The organism is Nocardia sp. NPDC059764 (assembly GCF_042732555.1).
Taxonomy (GTDB): domain Bacteria; phylum Actinomycetota; class Actinomycetes; order Mycobacteriales; family Mycobacteriaceae; genus Nocardia.
In genome coordinates this window covers 1-17,660 of sequence record NZ_JBHWHH010000002.1, presented here as the reverse complement: position 1 = coordinate 17,660, position 17,660 = coordinate 1, and the positions used below count along the sequence as shown (strand labels likewise).

Here is a 17,660-nt window from a genome sequence, read left to right as displayed (position 1 = left end):
ATCACGGCAGGGCAGGTGTACCGAACACCTGTTGAGCCAGACGGTCCAGGTCGCGGATCGGGTCGGTGCGTATCGGCATGGTGGCCACCTCCGGCTCACACACTCTGGTTGGGCAAGGGATCAACTTCGCCGGGATCGGGCGCATCCTCGAGCTCGAATGCCCTGCTGTGGCAAGCCAACGAGACCTTGACTGCCGAAAGGGACCGCCGGCGCGGCGACCACATCGGCCGACCGTCGCGACACGGATGCCGGTGCGGCGCATGCCCTGCTCGTCGGATCGCCATTGCGGGGGTGGTGATGCGGGTATGCGACTTGTGGATTGTCACCAGCTCGACTTGCGGTGACCAGCACTCATCGCACCCGCCAAGCCCCAGTCGCACGGCGGACGTGGTTACCCGCCTTCGCTGCGCGGAGGGTTGTCGCGCCCGCGGCCGGCGAGGGTGGAAGCTGATCGTGGCGCGACGGTGAGGGGTGATCTTTCCCGAGGCCGGCGGGGATCGGCGACTCAGCGTTGTCCGAGCCTGTGCAGGCCCAGCGGTTCGGCCACCAGATGCGTGGTCCGGCGAGAGCGAACACGGCGGGGATGACGACTGTGCGCACGACGAATGTATCCAGGAGGATGCCTACTCCCACCACGATGCCCAGTTGGGTCAACGTGATCAGTGGCAGCACGCCCAGGACGGCGAATACCGCTGCGAGCACTATGCCCGCACTGGTGATGACAGCTCCGGTGGACGCTACAGCGCGCACCATTCCCTGGATCACTCCGTGGTGGGGCGTTTCCTCGCGGGCGCGAGTGACGAGGAAGATCGTATAGTCGACCCCGAGGGCGGTGAGAAACAGGAAAGCGAACAGTGGGACGTTCGTGTCCAGCGCGGGGAATCCGAAGACGTGTGCGCTGATGAGGCTACCGATGCCCAGTGCCGCGACTGCGCTCAGCGCTGTCACTCCTACCAGCACAATCGCAGCCGGGAACGCGCGCAAGAGTGTCAGAAGCACAATCAGCACGACTGCGAGGATGAGCGGGATGATCAGGTACTGATCGTGTCGGGCGGCGTTGCGGGTATCGAGCGCCACGGCGTCGGAACCTCCGACGAGAGCCTCGGAGTTCGGAACGGATGCCGTCGCGCCGCGGATCCGAGTGATGGTGTCGAAGGCTTGTTGTGAGGCGGGTGGTGCGTCGAGCACCACCGACCAGCGCGCCAGGCCGGCACTCGACGTCCCGGCCGGTGTCGCGCGAACGACGCCGGGAGTTCTGTCGAGAACGGTCTGCACCTGCTGCGCGGTTTCGGCGCGCGCCAGTACGATCGCGGGATCGCTTGCACCGGAAGGGAAGTGCTGGGCGAGGGTGTGCAGTCCGCCGACCGATTCCGCACGAACCCGGAACTGATCTGCCTGCGCGAGTCCGACATTCGCGAACGGCAACGTACTCGCGCATCCCACCAGCGCGACCAGCGCGACAGTGGCAACCAGAGCTGGGCGCCGCGTGACGTGGTCGGCGACAGTGTGCCAGGCGCCGGTTTGCGCGGCATCGCGTCCGTCGGTACGGGGGGTGAAGGGCCAGAACACTTTTCTGCCCGACATCGCCAGCGCCGGCGGTAGCGCTGTCAGTACGAAGATCACGGTGTTCAACAGGGCTGCCGCACCGAAGGCTCCCAGGGCGCGAGTGTTCGGCAGTGCTGCGAGCAGCAATGTCAGCAATGCCAGAACGACGGTGAGGTTGCTCGACAAGATCGCGGGACCCGCACGCCGCACCGCGGTTCGTAGTGCGTCGCGGTGGTGCACGCTGCGATGCAGCTCGTCGCGGTACCGAGACACCAGCAACAGTGCGTAGTTGGTTCCCGCGCCGAACACCAACACGCTGGTGATGCCGGCGGTCGAGCCGTCGAAGGTGAGGCCCGTCATATGGGCGAGCATGCTGCCGACCGCTGCCGCGACACGGTCCGCGGCAGCGACCACTGTCAAGGGGATCAGCCACAGCAGGGGTGATCGGTAGGTGCCGATCAGGAGCACCATGACAACGGCGGCTGTGACGCCGAGCAGCAGCGTGTCGGCCCCGGAGAACGAATCGGCGATATCGGCACCGAACGCCGGCCCGCCGGTGACCTGGAACCTCAGGTCCGTTGGTTCCCCGGACTTCGCCGCGGTCCGCAGTTGGCTGATTTTGTCGGTCAGCGCGAACCCGTTGAGATCCGACGGGATCGGCACCCGGCCGAGCACAGCAGACCCGTCAGGCGAGGCGATGACAGGTGTTCCTGCGGCGCCTTCTTGTAGCCGTGCGACCGCGTCCTGTGCCCGGTCTCGGTCGGCAGGCGTCAGTGCGGCTCCATCGACGCGGGTGACGATCAGTACGACGGTGGCCGTGTCGCCGCCGGGGAATTGGGGGAGTAGGCGCTGGACCTGTGCCGATTCGGCGTTGTCCGGCAGCGAGTTCGGTCCAGCACCGCTGGAGTCGTTCGGGCCGGACAATCCCAGGATCGCGACGGCGGATGCGATCACCGCGAGCAGCAGCATCCAGCTCTTGCGACCGGTGACGAACCGGGCGTAACGATCCCAACCATCCACAAAGCCAGCTTACCGAAACCCTCCATTAGCGATGCACTATTGATGCGTAACCTTGGGTTGGTCGGACTTCGGCGCGAGACGCTATTCGGCGTCATTCGGGCTGGTAAGCGTCGGCGCGCCGAAAGGCAACCGCATGTCGGTCATGCCGCATCTTCTTGTCCGATTTTTCATCAATTGGCGCATCGTTTACGCATCGATTGTGGGTAGAATCGATTTGTCACCGCAAGAGGAACGCTCAGATGGGTCGATGCCTGATATAGACCACTCCGCCTCGCCGTTGCGAGGGGACGGACGTGCCCACGAAGCCCCGTCCACTTGCGGTTGGCCAGCACCGCTCACCGTTTGCGCCTGGCGAAAAAGGAGGCACGAGTCGGTCTCGATCCGGACCGAACGCCGTCCAGTCACATCGCGGACGACTGCGCACTCGTGGTCGTTCCGAAGCAAAGGAGATAGCAACCATGACAACCATCAACCGCGCCGCGACTACGGCCGCAATTGTCTCAGCGGCGGCACTGCTGGGGGTTTCGGCCTGCTCGTCGGACAACTCGTCGAGTTCGAATTCCGGCACTTCCAGCGTGACAATGACCTCCACGAGCACAGCGGCCTCCGGAGCGACGGCGAGTCTGGTCGGCTCAGGCTGCAAGGCCTATGCGGAGAAGGTTCCCTCTGGTCAGGGCTCCGTCGAAGGGATGGCGCAAGATCCGGTGGCCACTGCGGCATCGCACAATCCGATATTGACCACTCTCACCGCGGCGGTGTCGGGAAAACTGAATCCGCAGGTCAACCTTGTCGACACCCTCAATGGTGGCCAGTTCACCGTATTCGCGCCGACCGACGATGCATTCGCCAAACTCCCGGCGGCCACGGTGGACAGCCTCGAGACCGACAGCGCCACGCTCACCAAGATCCTCACCTATCACGTGGTGCCTGGGCAGATCGCACCCGACGCTATCGCCGGCGGCCACAAGACCGTCGAAGGCGGCACGGTCGATGTGACTCGCTCCGGCGACACGATCAAGGTCGGCGAGGCAACCGTTGTCTGCGGCGGCGTGAAGACCGCGAACGCTACCGTCTATCTGATCGACAGCGTGCTCATGCCGCCCGCCTGATCCGAGCGCGGGCCGGCCCGTATTCATCTCAGGGTTGGGCGTACCGAGCGTTGCGGTTCACCGTCACCGCAAGAGGCTGCCGGGACCGACGTGGCGGCGGCGCGGCGGGAGCCCGGGTGGCGTTGGCGGCGCGGATCAGGTCGAACGGCGACCTCTGCATCCGCAACGCGGCTCGGCAACACGGGTGGTGCCGGCGATATCGCGGCGTTGACGAACGGTGGTGGGGTCGACGCGGGCGTGGTCGTATGTCGCTGACAGGTGTGGTGCGATCTGCGGTATTGGCCCGATGCTCAGGAAACGTCATTTCCATAAAGGAAACTGCGCCCCGATTCCGCTCCTTCTCCGGAGGTACCGCCATGGCCTCGAACATCGCCCGCTCACCTGGACGCATGTTGTTGTGCGCCTCGATGTTCGCCGCTCTGGCGGCGGTCGCGCCGATGGGCGTGGCCGGTGCCGAGCCGCCGCCGGCGGGCACCAGGGTGGTCGGCTTTCTCGATATCCCCTGCGTGACAACTACTTTGCGTCAGGACAGTGATTGGTATCTGCCGGCCGGGCCGGCCCGCGGCATGGTGGTCCTGGTGCACGGCTTCGGTGCGACCAAGGACCAGTACCGTGAACTGGCTTCCGCGCTGTCCGCCGACGGTGAGTTGGTGCTCGTACCGACGCTGCCGGCCGTGGACGTTCGTGGATGCGCGGTGTCGAGCCTGATCGGCAACAAGGCCTTCCTGGACAACCTCGCCGATGTGATCGCTGGCGCCGGTGACCCCGCGGGGGCACTGCGAACCAGCCTGCGTGCGGCGACCGAGCAGGCCGGCCGGACGGACATCGACGTGCCGGATCGGCTGGTTCTGATGGGTCATTCCGCGGGCGGCGACGCGACGTTCCGGATCGCGACGAGATTGGCCGTCACACCCGGATCGTCGGGTCTGGCCGGGCTGGTGCAATTGGATCCGGTGCGTGGGATCGACCCCTCGGTGACCGACGATGCGCTGGCGGCTCTCGCTCCGACCGGTCTGCCGATCCTGGCGGTGTCGACGCCGCCGTCGTTGTGCAACAACGGAGCGAGCGGCACCCAGTCGATGCGGCAGTATCTGCCGGGCCGGTTCCTGGGTGTACGGGTCAGCGGCGGTAGTCACGCCGACGCACTGGGGACCGGCGATGCGTTGATATCGGGTGCGGCTGGTCTGTTGTGCGGCACGGTCACCGAGAACCATGCCGCTGTCACCCGAGATTTCGCGGTCGCGTGGACTCGCGACGAACTCACCGGGTCGCAGTCCGATGGGTTCTATCCCGGCACAGCGGGATTCGATCAGTCGGTCGCATCCGGCGCGATCAGCGTCACAGAACCGTAGGCGCCGCGGGCCCGGGCGGCCTACCAGGGAGCGGTCGTTCGCCTCGGCCGGTAGGGAGGGTGAACGACCGCTCACTCGTGTGCTTCATGGCAGTTGCTGGGTCGCATGCGGCCCCGCCGCCGTCAGTGTGTTCGCGTTGTGGAGCGTTAGGCCCACCTCGAGGCTCCTGACCTGCTACGTCCTGATCATCGGGACCGAACTGCACGCCGGGGCGTGCGGATACCGTTGCCGCGTTGATGGTTTCGCTGTCCCGGGCGAGGGCGACGAAGTACTCGAGCTGCCGGAACAACATGACCACATTCGATCACGACCGCGGCGGAGTCCTAGGGATTCGGGTCGCCGTAGGCGGCGGCGATGTCCTCGGAGGGGATCCAGCCGGAGTAGGTCGGGGACTGCGGCCACCCGGCCGGGGAGTCCTGCCATTCTTCCCGGCGGCCGTAGGGGAGCAGGTCGATGAGGGGGAAGGTGTGGGCGATCTGTTCCACCCCGCGGCCATTGGTGTGCCAGGTGCGGTAGACGGTATCGCCGTCGCGCAGAAAGACATTCACGCCGAAGCCGCCGCCGGGAGGCGCGTCGACGTCGCTGCCGAAGGTGCTGTTCGCCGTTGAGTACCAAGGCATCTGGTTGCCGACCCGGCGCTTGTAGGCGAGCGCCTCGTCGATCGGGCCCTGGGTGATGATGACGAAGCGGGCGTCGTGGTTGTCGAGGAAGTTGAAGCGGGTGAACTGGGCGGTGAATCCAGTGCAGCCGGGGCACTGCCATTCCTTGCCCTCGAACCACATGTGGTTGTAGACGATCAGCTGGGATTTGCCGTCGAAGATCTCGGCGAGGGTGATCGGGCCGCCCTCGCCTTCGAGGGTGTAGGTCGGGAGTTCGACCATGGGGAGGTGGCGGCGCTGGGCGGCGATGGCGTCCAGCTCACGGGTGGCGGCCTTCTCGCGGATGCGCAGGGCTTCGAGTTCTTTGCGCCAGGTGGCGGCGTCGACGATCGGTGGCAAGGGCTGGGTGCTCACGGAGGTCCTCCTGACCGGCTCACGGATTGCGTGCTGACAGTGCGGACGGGATCAGCGCGCGGAATTCATCGGTGGCGGCCGAAGTCAGTTGGAGCGGTTGGCGTAATCGTGGGGGAGCTTGCCCGGGGGACGGTCGATGACGGTGTCGTCATCGGGGCTGCGGGCCTCCAGAAACGTGATGTGCCCGGTGGCCGCGACCATGGTCTGGGGGTAGACGGGCCCGCGGTTACGGGCGGCGGTGATCTCCGGGATGTTGTCCTCGTAGCGGGCCAGGGTGAATTCGGGGAAGTCGAGCATCCATTGCGGATAGCAGATGGTGGTGTGGACCCGGCGCTCGGCGAGCCAGGCGATGACCACGGTGACCGTACCGGTCGGTTCCACCCAGGCGAGTTTGAACAGGTCGTCACCGAGCTGCACGATCTTCGCCGCCTGCTCGGTGGACCAGCGACCGAACATCGGACCCATCAGGCAGCGGAACGCGACGGTCTGGGGATTACGGACGTACAGCTCGTACTTCCAGCCGTTCTCGTACGTGTAGATCAGGTGCTGCCCCACGATGCCCGTCAGGTCGCCGGCCCAGGCCGGTACGGTGGCGGCTTCTTCGGCGCTCATCGTGAACTCCTCTCGGCCGACCTGTGTAGAGCCCCGGGTGATCTCCGCCAGCCTATCCGCTGATCACACGGTTCCGAGGAAACCGAGAGGTGTTCCCGGTCGCGCGCCCAGTCGGCCGGCCGCGGGCTTCCGGTCGGCGATGTTCCGGCCGGCGCGGTGATCCGGCGGCGGTGAGAACCGCGGCGAGGGTGAGGATTCCGGCGCTGACCAGAGGAGCTGTCGGCTCGACTCGGGGCGGACCTGTCCAATACGGCGACCTCGATCGATCGGCTCGAGTCACAGGGCCTGGTGCGGAAGCGGATTCACCCGACGGACCGCCGGGTCCGCCTGGTCACGCTGACACCCGCGGGGGAGATGCTGCGCGCACAGCTCGACGAGGAGGTTTTCGGCTCGGTCCCCGCTCTCGCCGTGCTGGACGACCGGCAGCGGCGCGAGCTGTACGCGCTTCTGGAACTTGTAGCGTCTCGAGAGAATTCGGCTCGCGCCGAGATTCAGGCGGGCTGTGCCGCCGTGACCGGGCCGGTCGCCGGAGCAGGGCCGGTCGCCGGAGCCGGGCTGATGAAGCCGTCGGCCGCGCCGACCACGGCGCCGACAGCCGCGCCCAGGGCCGCGAACGGCGCGGCGACAAAGGCGTAGCCGAGGGCCGCGCCCACCACGGGAACGACCACCAGCCCGATCGGAGCAAAGGGGAGCCCGGCGATGAGCCCCGCCACGACGCCGATCACCGCACCGGTGCCGGCGATCGGGCTCACGACGGTGGCGCCGACGGCCGCACCGATCGCGGCATCGCCGATCACCGACTTCGCCACGTGCGTGGAACGCGCATGGTCGACGCCCGCTGCCTCGAGGGCCTGTACCAGCACGGATTCCGCGCCCGAGGTGACGGTGTTGATCTGCTGGGTCTGCTCGGGGGTCAGGAAGAAGGGCTGGTCGAGCCGGACCGTGCCAATGTGGATCGCCGAATCGGGGATGTCGGCCGCGGGCTGGACCGGCGCGGGCGCCTCCTCGGCGAGTGCGGGTCCCGTGCCCAGCAGGGCGAGGGACAGTGGGAGGGCTCCGGCGACGGCGAACCACGCTGCGCGCCGAAATCCCGGACGAACAGGACTTTTGGGCTGATCAAGGCCCATGGGAAACCTCATTCCGAAGTTCGATGATATTCCGCATCTGAATTCGAAACCGAAGCCTGTTCGGATATGTCTCGATCGAAGATTTTTGGAACGGAACGGGACCCGCGCCCGTCACCCACGGGTCCCGGCCCCGTCAGCCGCGCCGCATACGCGGGCCGGGACCGCCCCAATTGTGGTGTCCGTGATGGCCGTGGTGGATCAGCACCAGCAGGAACAGCAGGTAGAGGACGGCGAATACGACGAACAGCGCGCCGCCGATCCACAGCGAGAGGATGCCGAGATAGCGGGCTCGGCCGGAAGCGTGCCGGGCGCCCTCGGCATCGCCGTCGCTCCACAGCGGGGACACATTGAGCGCGTGGGTGAATGCGGAGAACGACAGAGGCCAGAAGAACAGCAGCGCGGCGACTGCCCAGCCGATATTGTGCGGCGGACGTGTCGCGGGTTTCCGAATGTTCGCGGTGTCGGTGGCCGGGGTGGGGAGCTCGGTGGTCCGGGGCTCCTCCGGGGTGGCGGCCGAGTCGGGTGTCGTCATGGCAGAATCCTTTTCGAATTGCCTGGTCCACGAGTTTTCGCGGACCCTGTCCGGTCGATTACGACACCGCGGTCTGGTAATCGGCCGTGAACCATCGGTGAGATCGCTGCGTAGGAGATTCGACGATGACGTTTGCTCGCAAGATTGTTGTTTCCGGTGCCGCGTTCGCGATGTGCGGATTGCCGGCGGTCGCGACGGCCGCGGCCGACACCGTCACCATTCCTTTCCAAATCGATGCCGCGCCCTTCGGAAATCCGAACGGCAGTTTCGACGCCTTCCCGGCGCGCTGCGCGGCTGTACTGGGCGGAACGCCCGGGACTGTCGTGATCACCGGCGCCAAGCCCGGTGGTTGGGGCTGCACGATTTCCACGCCGGTCCGCTGGATCAATCTGTCGACCGGTGCGACGGGTGTGGTCGTGCTGTCCGACGGCCTGAACGGAATCCCCTCGGCCGCGACGATCAATTCGGGCCCGGGGCGGGTGGCGGTGATGCTCGCGCCCGGCGGCACCTACACACCGGGTTTCGCGACATTCGACGTGCAATAACACCGCCGCGCGCAACCGGCGGGTACGGTCCTGAATTCTTCGGGGCGCTACTGGAGGTCGTCGGACAGCGCCGCCGCCACTTCGGTGAGCAGCGGCGCGGCGCGCTCGACCAGCTCCTCGGTCATGCGGCCTACCGGGCCGGATACCGAAATGGCGAGCCGGGCGGGGGCTTTCGGGACGGCGACGGCGACACACCGCACGCCCAGCTCCTGCTCGCCCTCGTCCATGGCGTAGCCGGTCCGGGCGGCCTGGTCGAGCTGGCGGGCGAATTCCTCCGGGTCGGTGATGGTGGTGTCGGTGTAGCGGGGCATTCCGGTGCGCCGCAACAACTCCCGGGTCAGGTCCGGCGGGGATCCGGCCAGGATCGCCTTGCCGACGGCGGTGCAGTGGGGGAGGGCGCGGCGTCCCACCTCGGTGAACATGCGCATGGAGTGGCGCGACTGTACCTGTGCCACATAGACGATCTGGTCGCCGTCGAGCATGGCCATGTTCGCGGATTCGCCGAGCTCGTCGACCAGCCGTGCCAGGTGCGGGCGCGCGAGGACGGACAGCATCTGGGAGGAGCTCTCGCCGAGTTTGATCAGCTTGGGGCCGAGCACGTACTTGCGGGACGGCTCCTGGTGCAGGTAGCCCAGATCGACCAGGGTGCGGACCAGGCGGTGGATGGTGGGCAGCGGCAGCCCGGATTCGGTGGCCAGCTGGGACAGGCCCATCATGCCGCCCTCGTCGGCCATCAGTTCCAGCAGCCCGAACGCGCGCTCGATGGATTGCACACCTCCGGAACTGCCCTTCGGCTGCTTCGCTGCGGGCACCCCGGTCCTCCTTAGTTTTTCCGAATGCCGGAATAGTAGCCTGGGGCGCATGCGGCTACGCGCGGAGTTCACGACCGAACCGTTCCACGGCGAAGGGGAGGCCCCGCCGCATGCCCTGGCGGCGCTCGAGCTCGCCGAATCGGCCGGTCTGGAATGCGATTTCGGTCCGCTCGGCACCTCGGTGGCCGGGTCGGACGAGCGGCTGCTGCCGGTGCTGGGCGAGATCATGGTGACCGCCTTCGCGCACGGCGCCACCCGGGTGACCATGCAGGTCGAGCAGGATGACTGAACATTCGCCCGTGGACGCGTCGCACCCGGTCCTGGTGACCCTCGCGCCCCTGCTGGAGAAGACCGGCGGCCGTCTGGTGTCCGCCGGTGAGGCCGCCGCCGACGACGTCCCGCTGGTCTGGGAGGGCGAGACGCTGGCCTGCGTGCGTTTCGGTCAGCCGGAGGCCGACACCCTGGGCGGCCTGGAACGGCTGCTCGACGAGGTGGCCGGTGAATTGGGCGGCCCGCTCGCCGAGCTGCCGCGCGCCGAGAAGCAGCGTGCCGTGCGATTGCTGGAGGAGCGCGGCGCGTTCACCTTCCGCAAGTCCGCGGAGACCGTCGCGGCGGCGCTGGGCGTCACCCGCTTCACCGTCTACAACTACCTCAACCGCGAGCGCGCCTGATCGGTCCCGCGGCTCGGGTCATGGCCGGTCTGCCGGGTCCGGTGTCGATCATCATGGCGTCCGGAATCAGTGCGGGCTGCCTGACGGCCCTGGTGCTGCATCAGCTGTTCCGCTCGCGCCCGACCCCCGCGCCAGCCCCCTCGGTCTGAGTCGAACCAGCGCTCTGACCTGCGGCTCGTGTATATTTTCAACAAACTGTTGACGAGTTGTTGTGGCCCGTGACACTCTTCTCCGAGTGGCGGAATCACCCTTCCGTCATCCGAGAGAGGTAGCGCCGATGGTGACGTTGAGCGAATTCAATTCGACAGCCGGTGAACGACTCCGGACGGATCTGCTGACCTGCTGCGACGTGCCCGAATGGGCCGACGCCGTACTGGCGGACCGGCCCTACGCCGATATCGACGGCGTGCTCGCCCGAGCCGACGAACTGGCCGCCGGACTGTCCGGCGCCGATGTGGACCGCGCCCTGGCCGCCCACCCCCGGATCGGCGAGCGGGTCACCGGCACCGGCACCGGATCGGCGTGGTCGCGCCAGGAACAGGCCGGGGTCGGGCAGGACGTGGCCATCGCCGCTCAGCTGCTGGACGGAAACCGCGCCTACGAGAAGCGATTCGGCCGGGTCTTCCTGATCTGCGCCACCGGCCTGTCGGCCGAGCAGATCCTCACGAATCTGCACGAGCGCCTCGCCAACGACGATGCCGCCGAGGCGGCCGTGGTGGCCGGAGAATTGCGCAAGATCGCCGTCCTGCGCCTGCGAAAGGTCTTCGAACAATGAGCACCATTACGACGCACATCCTGGATTCCGCGCTCGGCAAGCCCGCCGCGGGCGTCCCGGTCCGACTGGAACACCTCGGCCCCGAGACCCGGGTGCTGGCCGAGGGCAAGACCGATGACGATGGCCGCGTCCGCGACCTCGGCCCCGAGGGGCTGGAGGCGGGGCACTACCGGCTCACCTTCGACATCGAGTCCTATTCCGCCGCAACGCGACAGACCTACTTCTATCCCACGGTGTCGATCACGTTCACCGTGGCGGGCGAGCCGGGCGAGCACTACCACGTGCCCCTGCTGATGAGCCCCTTCGCCTATTCCACCTATCGAGGAAGCTGAACCCAAGATGGCAATCAAGCTGGGACAGAACCAGTACGGCAAGGCCGAGAACCGGGTCGTACGCGTCTACCGCGACACCCCGCGCCACCAGATCCGCGACCTGAACGTCTCCTCGGCGCTGCGTGGCGACTTCTCCGACGCCCACATCACCGGCGATCAGGGCGTCGTGCTGCCGACCGACACCCAGAAGAACACCGCCTTCTCCTTCGCCAAGGAGAAGGGCGTGCACTCCATCGAGGAGTTCGGCCTCACCCTCGCCGACCACTTCATCTCCCGCGCCCCCACCGCCACCGGCGCGCGCGTCGAGATCGAGGAATACGCCTGGGACCGCATCGAGGTCGACGGCTCCGGCCACGACCACTCGTTCGTGAAGTCCGGTCAGGGCATCCGCACCACCGTGGTGAACATCGACGGCGTCGGCCCGGATCGGGTGGCGCACGTGGTGTCCGGCGTGCGCGACCTGACCCTGCTCAAGACCACGGGCTCGGAGTTCCACGGCTTCTTCAAGGACAAGTACACCACCCTGCGGCCGACCAACGACCGCATCATGGCGACCTCGCTGGTGGCCAAGTGGCGCTACAACCACACCGACGTCGACTGGGACAAGACCTACGACGCCATCCTCAAGACCATCCTGCGGCAGTTCGCCGTGGTGCACTCCCTCGCGCTGCAGCAGACCCTGTACTCGATGGGCCGTGCCGTGCTCGAGCAGTTCACCGAGGTCGCCGAGATCCGTTTCTCCGCACCGAACAAGCACCACTTCCTGGTGGACCTGAGCCCGTTCAATGTCGAGAACCCGGGCGAGGTCTTCATCGCCGCGGATCGCCCCTACGGCCTCATCGAGGCCACCGTCGAGCGCGACGACGCTCGGGAGTCCGGCAACGCCTGGCTCGCCACCCCCGGCTTTTGCTGACCAGGCAGAGCCTGATCCCCCTCTTCCTGATCTAGGAGGTGCGGCGATGGGTGATGACCAGAGCCGCGTGTCAGTGACCGTCACCCGACCCGAGGATGCGCGACATCCGTTGGGGCAGTTGGCGATCTACGGAACTCAACACATTCTGACCATGTACGGCGGAGTGATCGCGCCGCCGCTGATCGTCGGCGGTGCGGCCGGGCTCTCGGTGTCGGACATGGCGCTGCTGGTGACAGCGGGCCTGTTCGTCTCCGGCCTGGCGACCCTGCTCCAGACCCTGGGCATCGGGCCGATCGGCTCCAGATTGCCCATTGTGCAAGGCATTTCGTTTGCGAGCGTCTCGACGATGGTGACCATCGCGAGTGACGGCGGACTCCGGCCGGTGTTCGGGGCGATCATCGTCGCCGGCTTGATCGGCCTGGTGTTGTCCAGCTTCTTCGCCAAGCTGGTGCGCCTGTTCCCGGCCGTGGTGACCGGGACGATCATCACGGTGATCGGACTCTCGTTGCTGCCCACCGCGTTCCGGTGGGCGATGGGCAACAATCCGAAGGCCGCCGACTACGGATCGGTGGGCAATATCGGCTTCGCCGGGCTCACGCTGCTCATCATCCTGGTGATCAGCCGGGTGTTCCAGGGCGCGATCTCGCGGCTGTCGATCCTGCTGGGCCTGGCGGTCGGCACGGTCATCGCCGTGCTCACCCATCACGCCGACTTCGGCGCGGTGAGCACGGCGAAAATCGTCGCGCTGCCGCCGATCCTGCACTTCGGCGGGCCGACCTTCGGGGTCGGGGCGATCGTGTCCATGACCATCGTGGTGCTGGTGATCATGACCGAGACCACCGCCGACATCCTCGCCATCGGCGAGATCGTCGGCACCGGGGTGGATTCGGCGCGGGTGGCGGCCGGCCTGCGGGCCGACATGCTGTCCACCACGGTCGCGCCGGTGTTCGGCAGCTTCCCGTGCAGCGCCTTCGCGCAGAACGTGGGGCTGGTGGCGCTGACCGGCATCAAGAGCCGATTCGTGGTCGCCGCGGGCGGTTTGGTGCTGGTGCTGCTGGGCCTGTTCCCGGTGGTGGGCGCGGTGGTGGCCGGGATTCCGTATCCGGTGCTGGGAGGTGCGGGCATCGTGCTGTTCGGATCGGTGGCGGCGAGCGGCATCCGCACGCTGGCGCGGGTGGATTTCACCGACAACCTGAACATGGTCATCGTCGCGGTGGCCCTGGGTGTCGGCCTGATTCCCATTGCGGCGCCGACGTTCTGGGACAAGTTCCCGACCTGGCTCGGGGTGATCATGCACTCCGGGATCAGTGCCACCGCCGTGGTAGCGATCATGTTGAACCTGGTGTTCAACGAGATCACGCGCGGAAACAAGGCGGGCGCTTCGGTATTCGCCGCGGTCGAGGATCGGAAGGACGATCTGGGCGAACGCCTGGACGACGACATCCGCGACTGAGTCGAGCGGGATCCGCGCTCGATTCCGCAACTTCGTATATTTCCCGCTCTACCGGCCGGTAGCTCCCGGAACTCTCTTGACGGGCTTGTTCCGGGAGCTCTAGCATTTTCATATCCCGAAAAAACATTTCCGCATTATGGAAAATAGCGGAGAACCTGCGGGAACGACTGGAGGGATTCCTGATGACCCACACGCTGAACTACGCCGTGAACTGCTCGCTGCTGTTCACCGAGCTGCCCGTCCTGGAGCGCCCGGAAGCCGTGCGCCAGGCCGGATTCGACGCCATCGAGTTCTGGTGGCCCTTCGCCGAGGCCGTCCCGTCGGACCGGGACGTGGACGCCTTCGTCGCCGCCGTGCGGAACGCCGGCGTGCAGCTGATCGGCCTGAACTTCTTCGCCGGTGACATGCCCGGCGGCGACCGCGGCCTGGTCTCCTGGCCGGCTCGCGCCGCGGAGCTCGAGGACAACATCGACGTCACCGTGGGCATCGGAGAACGCTTGGGCACCAAGGCTTTCAATGCCCTGTACGGCAACCGCGTCGACGACGCCACCGCCGAGCAGCAGGACGAGCTGGCCGTCGAGAACCTCTCCGCCGCGGCCCTGGCCGCCGCCCGCATCGGGGCCACCGTCCTCGTCGAACCCGCCTCCGGCGCACCGCGTTACCCGCTGCTGACCGCCGCCGACGGCCTCGCCGTCATCGACAAGGCGCAGGCGCACTCCGGGGTGTCGAACATCGGCCTGCTCGCCGACCTCTACCACCTCGCGGTCAACGGCGACGACGTGGACAAGGTGATCGCCGAGCACACCGACCGCATCGCCCACGTGCAGATCGCCGACAACCCCGGCCGCAACGAGCCCGGCACCGGCGAACTCCAGCTCGAACTCCAGCTCACCGACCTCGCCGCGCGCGGCTACCGCGGCTGGGTCGGCCTCGAATACAAGCCTTCCGGCCGTTCCGAGGACGCCTTCGAATGGCTGCCGCGCGAGCGCCGCGCCGCCAAGTAGACCGAAAACTCTTGACAGACAACCACTCTAGGGAACAGATCATGACCAACATCGCTTTCATCGGCCTCGGCATCATGGGCAGCCCGATGGCCGTCCACCTGCAGAACGCGGGCCACTCGGTCAAGGGCTTCGACCGCAACCCGGCCCAGGCGCAGCCGCTGGTCGACGCGGGCGGCCGGGCCGTCACCTCCATCGCCGACGCCGTGCGCGGCGCGGACGTCATCGCCGTGATGGTGCCGGACTCCCCGCACGTGCAGGAGGTCCTGGCCGGGGAGAAGGGCGTTTTCGAGACCGCCGAGCCCGGCGCGCTGATCATCGACTTCTCGTCCATCCGCCCGGACGTCACCCAAGAACTGGCCAAGCAGGCCGCCGACCGCGGCTTCCGGCTGCTCGACGCGCCCGTCTCCGGCGGTGAGCCGGGCGCGGTCAACGCCACCCTGTCCATCATGGTCGGCGGTTCGGCCGAGGACTTCGCCTCCGCTCAGCCGCTTTTCGACAAGGTCGGCAAGACCGTGGTGCACGTGGGCGCCAATGGCGCGGGCCAGACCGTGAAGGCCGCCAATCAGCTCATCGTGGCCACCAATATCCAGGCCGTGGCCGAGGCCGTGGTCTTCCTCGAGGCCTACGGCGTCGAGCTGGGCCCCGCGCTGGACGTGCTGGGCGGCGGCCTGGCCGGTTCGGCCGTGCTGAACCAGAAGCGCGACAAGATGATCAACCGCGAGTTCGCGCCCGGCTTCCGCATCGACCTGCACCACAAGGACATGGGCATCTTCACCACCGCCGCCCGCGAGGCCGGTCTGGTGACCCCGGCCGGGTCGCTGATCGCGCAGCTGGTCGCCTCGGCCCGCGCCAACGGCGACGGCCACCTGGACCACTCCGCCCTGCTGCGCGGCATCGAGCGCCTGAGCGGCACCCTGGACAAGGAGAACTGAGCATGGCGCGCATGCGCACCGTCGACGCGGCGGTCCTGATCCTGGAGAAGGAAGGGGCCACACAGGCTTTCGGCCTGCCCGGCGCCGCGATCAACCCCTTCTACAGCGCCATGAAGGCGCACGGCGGCCTCGAGCACGTGCTGGCCCGCCACGTCGAGGCCGCCTCGCACATGGCCGAGGGCTACACCCGGGCCCGGCCCGGCAATATCGGTGTCTGCGTCGGCACCTCGGGGCCCGCGGGCACCGACATGGTGACCGGCCTGTACGCCGCCTCCGCGGATTCCATTCCGATCCTGTGCATCACGGGCCAGGCGCCTGTGGCCAAGCTGCACAAGGAGGACTTCCAGGCCGTCGACATCGCCTCCATCGCCAAGCCGCTGGCCAAGTGGGCGCATACGGTGCTCGAGCCCGCGCAGGTGCCGGGCGCGTTCCAGAAGGCGTTCTGGCTCATGCGCGAAGGCCGCCCGGGCCCGGTGCTGCTGGACCTGCCGATCGACGTGCAGCTGGCCGAGATCGAGTTCGACATCGAGACCTACGAGCCGCTGCCGGTCGTGCGCCCCGCCGCCACCCCGGCGCAGGGCGCCAAGGTGCTGGCGATGCTCAACGCCGCGCGGCGTCCGCTGATCATCGCGGGCGGCGGCGTCATCAATGCCGACGCCGACGCGCTGCTGGTGAAGTTCGCCGAGCTGACCGGTGTTCCGGTGGTCCCGACCCTGATGGGCTGGGGTTCGATTCCGGACGACCACGAGCTGAACGCGGGCATGGTGGGCCTGCAGACCTCCCACATCTACGGCAACGAATCGCTGCTGGCCGCCGACTTCGTGCTTGGCATCGGCAACCGGTGGGCCAACCGCCACACCGGGGCGCTCGACGTCTACACCAAGGACCGCACCTTCGTGCACGTCGACATCGAGCCGACCCAGATCGGCCGGGTCTTCGCACCCGACTACGGCGTCGTCTCCGATGCCGGCGCCGCGCTGGAGCAGTTCATCGCGGTCGCTGAATCCCTCGACAAGGTGGGCGGTCTGACCGACCACCGCGAGTGGGTCGAGCAGGTGCGCGCCAAGCGCGCGACCGGTCAGCGCAAGACCCACTTCGAGAACGTGCCGTTGAAACCGGCGCGTGTGTACGAGGAGATGAACAAGGCGTTCGGCCCGGAAACCCGCTACGTCACCACGATCGGTCTGTCGCAGATCCAGGCGTCGCAGATGCTGCACGTCTACAAGCCGCGGCACTGGATCAACGCCGGTCAAGCCGGGCCGCTGGGCTGGACCCTGCCCGCCGCGCTGGGCGTGGCCACCGCGGTGCGGGACGAGCCGGTCGTGGCGCTCTCGGGTGACTACGACTTCCAGTTCCTGATCGAGGAATTGGCCGTCGGCGCGCAGTTCAACATCCCGTACATCCATGTGCTGGTGAACAACTCGTACCTGGGCCTGATCCGTCAGGCGCAGCGGGCGTTCGACATGGACTACTACGTCCAGCTGGACTTCGAGAACATCAACTCGCCCGAGGTCAACGGCTACGGCGTGGACCACGTCAAGGTCGCGGAAGGACTGGGCTGCAAGGCGATTCGCGTCTTCGAGCCGCAGGACATCGGTCCCGCGTTCGAGAAGGCCAAATCGCTGATGGCCGAGTACAAGGTGCCCGTCGTGGTCGAGTGCATTCTCGAGCGGGTCACCAATGTGTCCATGGGCGCGGCCGGGATCGACGCGATCACGGAGTTCGAGGAACTGGCCTCCGCCTTCGCGGACGCCCCGACCGCCACCGTTCCGCTGGACTAGAGGACTCCCATGGCTCGTGTGCTGATCGCCTCCGACAAATTCAAGGGCTCGCTGACCGCGGCGCAGGTCGGGGCCGCCGTGCGAGCCGGAATCCGGCGCGGGCGACCCGACGCCTCGGTGTCGGTGGTGCCC

General features: G+C 67.4%; 20 protein-coding genes and 1 pseudogene. 15 read left to right on the top strand and 6 right to left on the bottom strand.

Annotation, left to right across the window (positions count from 1 at the left end; genetic code table 11):
* Positions 1–351 precede the first annotated feature (351 nt).
* Positions 352–2,514 (bottom strand): MMPL family transporter, encoded by a 2,163-nt coding sequence (locus tag ACFV4K_RS00680; protein WP_379271049.1) that lies wholly within the window; start codon positions 2,512–2,514, stop codon positions 352–354.
* Between the two features lie 509 nt (positions 2,515–3,023).
* Here ACFV4K_RS00680 and ACFV4K_RS00675 point away from each other — a divergent pair.
* Positions 3,024–3,674, top strand: a complete 651-nt coding sequence (locus ACFV4K_RS00675) for a fasciclin domain-containing protein (protein ID WP_379270928.1) — start codon at positions 3,024–3,026, stop codon at positions 3,672–3,674.
* A 356-nt stretch (positions 3,675–4,030) separates the two neighbouring features.
* Positions 4,031–5,026, top strand: coding sequence for an alpha/beta hydrolase (locus tag ACFV4K_RS00670; RefSeq protein ID WP_379270926.1), 996 nt, complete (start codon positions 4,031–4,033; stop codon positions 5,024–5,026).
* 323 nt (positions 5,027–5,349) lie between these two features.
* On the opposite strand, the gene ACFV4K_RS00665 is transcribed toward ACFV4K_RS00670, so the two are convergent.
* Both ACFV4K_RS00665 and ACFV4K_RS00660 read right to left on the bottom strand, forming a co-directional pair.
* On the bottom strand, positions 5,350–6,039 hold the full coding sequence (locus ACFV4K_RS00665) for a DUF899 domain-containing protein (protein ID WP_379270925.1): 690 nt from the start codon (positions 6,037–6,039) through the stop codon (positions 5,350–5,352).
* Positions 6,040–6,123: 84 nt separating this feature from the next.
* The gene (locus tag ACFV4K_RS00660; protein WP_379270924.1) at positions 6,124–6,651 is read right to left on the bottom strand and encodes a phenolic acid decarboxylase; all 528 of its coding nucleotides are present in this window, start codon (positions 6,649–6,651) and stop codon (positions 6,124–6,126) included.
* 216 nt (positions 6,652–6,867) lie between these two features.
* Here ACFV4K_RS00660 and ACFV4K_RS00655 point away from each other — a divergent pair.
* Positions 6,868–6,963, top strand: a pseudogene (locus ACFV4K_RS00655) (hypothetical protein); the annotation flags it as partial.
* Between the two features lie 179 nt (positions 6,964–7,142).
* On the opposite strand, the gene ACFV4K_RS00650 reads toward ACFV4K_RS00655, so the two are convergent.
* Complete coding sequence (locus ACFV4K_RS00650; protein WP_379270923.1) at positions 7,143–7,778, bottom strand: hypothetical protein; 636 nt, start codon at positions 7,776–7,778, stop codon at positions 7,143–7,145.
* 133 nt (positions 7,779–7,911) lie between these two features.
* Positions 7,912–8,310, bottom strand: a complete 399-nt coding sequence (locus ACFV4K_RS00645; RefSeq protein ID WP_379270922.1) for a CD225/dispanin family protein — start codon at positions 8,308–8,310, stop codon at positions 7,912–7,914.
* Positions 8,311–8,435: 125 nt separating this feature from the next.
* Between ACFV4K_RS00645 and ACFV4K_RS00640 the strand changes: the two genes are divergently transcribed.
* A complete protein-coding gene (locus tag ACFV4K_RS00640) occupies positions 8,436–8,855 on the top strand; it encodes a hypothetical protein (protein WP_379270921.1) in 420 nt (139 codons plus the stop codon).
* Between the two features lie 47 nt (positions 8,856–8,902).
* Here ACFV4K_RS00640 and ACFV4K_RS00635 read toward each other — a convergent pair whose 3' ends face one another.
* The gene (locus ACFV4K_RS00635) at positions 8,903–9,667 is read right to left on the bottom strand and encodes an IclR family transcriptional regulator (protein ID WP_379270919.1); all 765 of its coding nucleotides are present in this window, start codon (positions 9,665–9,667) and stop codon (positions 8,903–8,905) included.
* Between the two features lie 49 nt (positions 9,668–9,716).
* Here ACFV4K_RS00635 and ACFV4K_RS00630 point away from each other — a divergent pair, with 49 nt between their 5' ends.
* From ACFV4K_RS00630 to ACFV4K_RS00580, 11 genes are all read left to right on the top strand, one after another.
* On the top strand, positions 9,717–9,956 hold the full coding sequence (locus ACFV4K_RS00630; protein WP_213559929.1) for a thiamine-binding protein: 240 nt from the start codon (positions 9,717–9,719) through the stop codon (positions 9,954–9,956).
* The gene (locus ACFV4K_RS00625; protein WP_357278960.1) at positions 9,949–10,338 is read left to right on the top strand and encodes a helix-turn-helix domain-containing protein; all 390 of its coding nucleotides are present in this window, start codon (positions 9,949–9,951) and stop codon (positions 10,336–10,338) included. The genes ACFV4K_RS00630 and ACFV4K_RS00625 overlap by 8 nt, the downstream gene beginning before the upstream one ends.
* Positions 10,339–10,358: 20 nt before the next feature.
* Positions 10,359–10,487 (top strand): hypothetical protein, encoded by a 129-nt coding sequence (locus ACFV4K_RS00620; RefSeq protein ID WP_379270917.1) that lies wholly within the window; start codon positions 10,359–10,361, stop codon positions 10,485–10,487.
* Positions 10,488–10,615: 128 nt separating this feature from the next.
* Positions 10,616–11,113, top strand: coding sequence for a 2-oxo-4-hydroxy-4-carboxy-5-ureidoimidazoline decarboxylase (uraD, locus tag ACFV4K_RS00615; protein ID WP_379270915.1), 498 nt, complete (start codon positions 10,616–10,618; stop codon positions 11,111–11,113).
* Entirely contained in the window at positions 11,110–11,445 is a 336-nt protein-coding gene (gene uraH / locus ACFV4K_RS00610) for a hydroxyisourate hydrolase (RefSeq protein ID WP_379270913.1), read from the top strand. The genes uraD and uraH overlap by 4 nt, the downstream gene beginning before the upstream one ends.
* Positions 11,446–11,452: 7 nt before the next feature.
* Positions 11,453–12,358: a factor-independent urate hydroxylase gene (pucL, locus tag ACFV4K_RS00605; RefSeq protein WP_379270912.1), complete on the top strand. Its 906-nt coding sequence runs from the start codon at positions 11,453–11,455 to the stop codon at positions 12,356–12,358.
* A gap of 46 nt (positions 12,359–12,404) precedes the next feature.
* A complete protein-coding gene (locus ACFV4K_RS00600) occupies positions 12,405–13,811 on the top strand; it encodes a nucleobase:cation symporter-2 family protein (protein ID WP_379270910.1) in 1,407 nt (468 codons plus the stop codon).
* A gap of 182 nt (positions 13,812–13,993) precedes the next feature.
* A complete protein-coding gene (locus ACFV4K_RS00595; protein ID WP_379270908.1) occupies positions 13,994–14,815 on the top strand; it encodes a hydroxypyruvate isomerase family protein in 822 nt (273 codons plus the stop codon).
* Positions 14,782–15,747 (top strand): 2-hydroxy-3-oxopropionate reductase, encoded by a 966-nt coding sequence (locus tag ACFV4K_RS00590; protein ID WP_379270907.1) that lies wholly within the window; start codon positions 14,782–14,784, stop codon positions 15,745–15,747. The genes ACFV4K_RS00595 and ACFV4K_RS00590 overlap by 34 nt, the downstream gene beginning before the upstream one ends.
* A 2-nt stretch (positions 15,748–15,749) precedes the next feature.
* Complete coding sequence (gcl, locus tag ACFV4K_RS00585; RefSeq protein ID WP_379270905.1) at positions 15,750–17,528, top strand: glyoxylate carboligase; 1,779 nt, start codon at positions 15,750–15,752, stop codon at positions 17,526–17,528.
* A gap of 9 nt (positions 17,529–17,537) precedes the next feature.
* Positions 17,538–17,660 (top strand): glycerate kinase (locus tag ACFV4K_RS00580; RefSeq protein ID WP_379271047.1); only part of this gene is annotated, 123 nt, incomplete at its 3' end.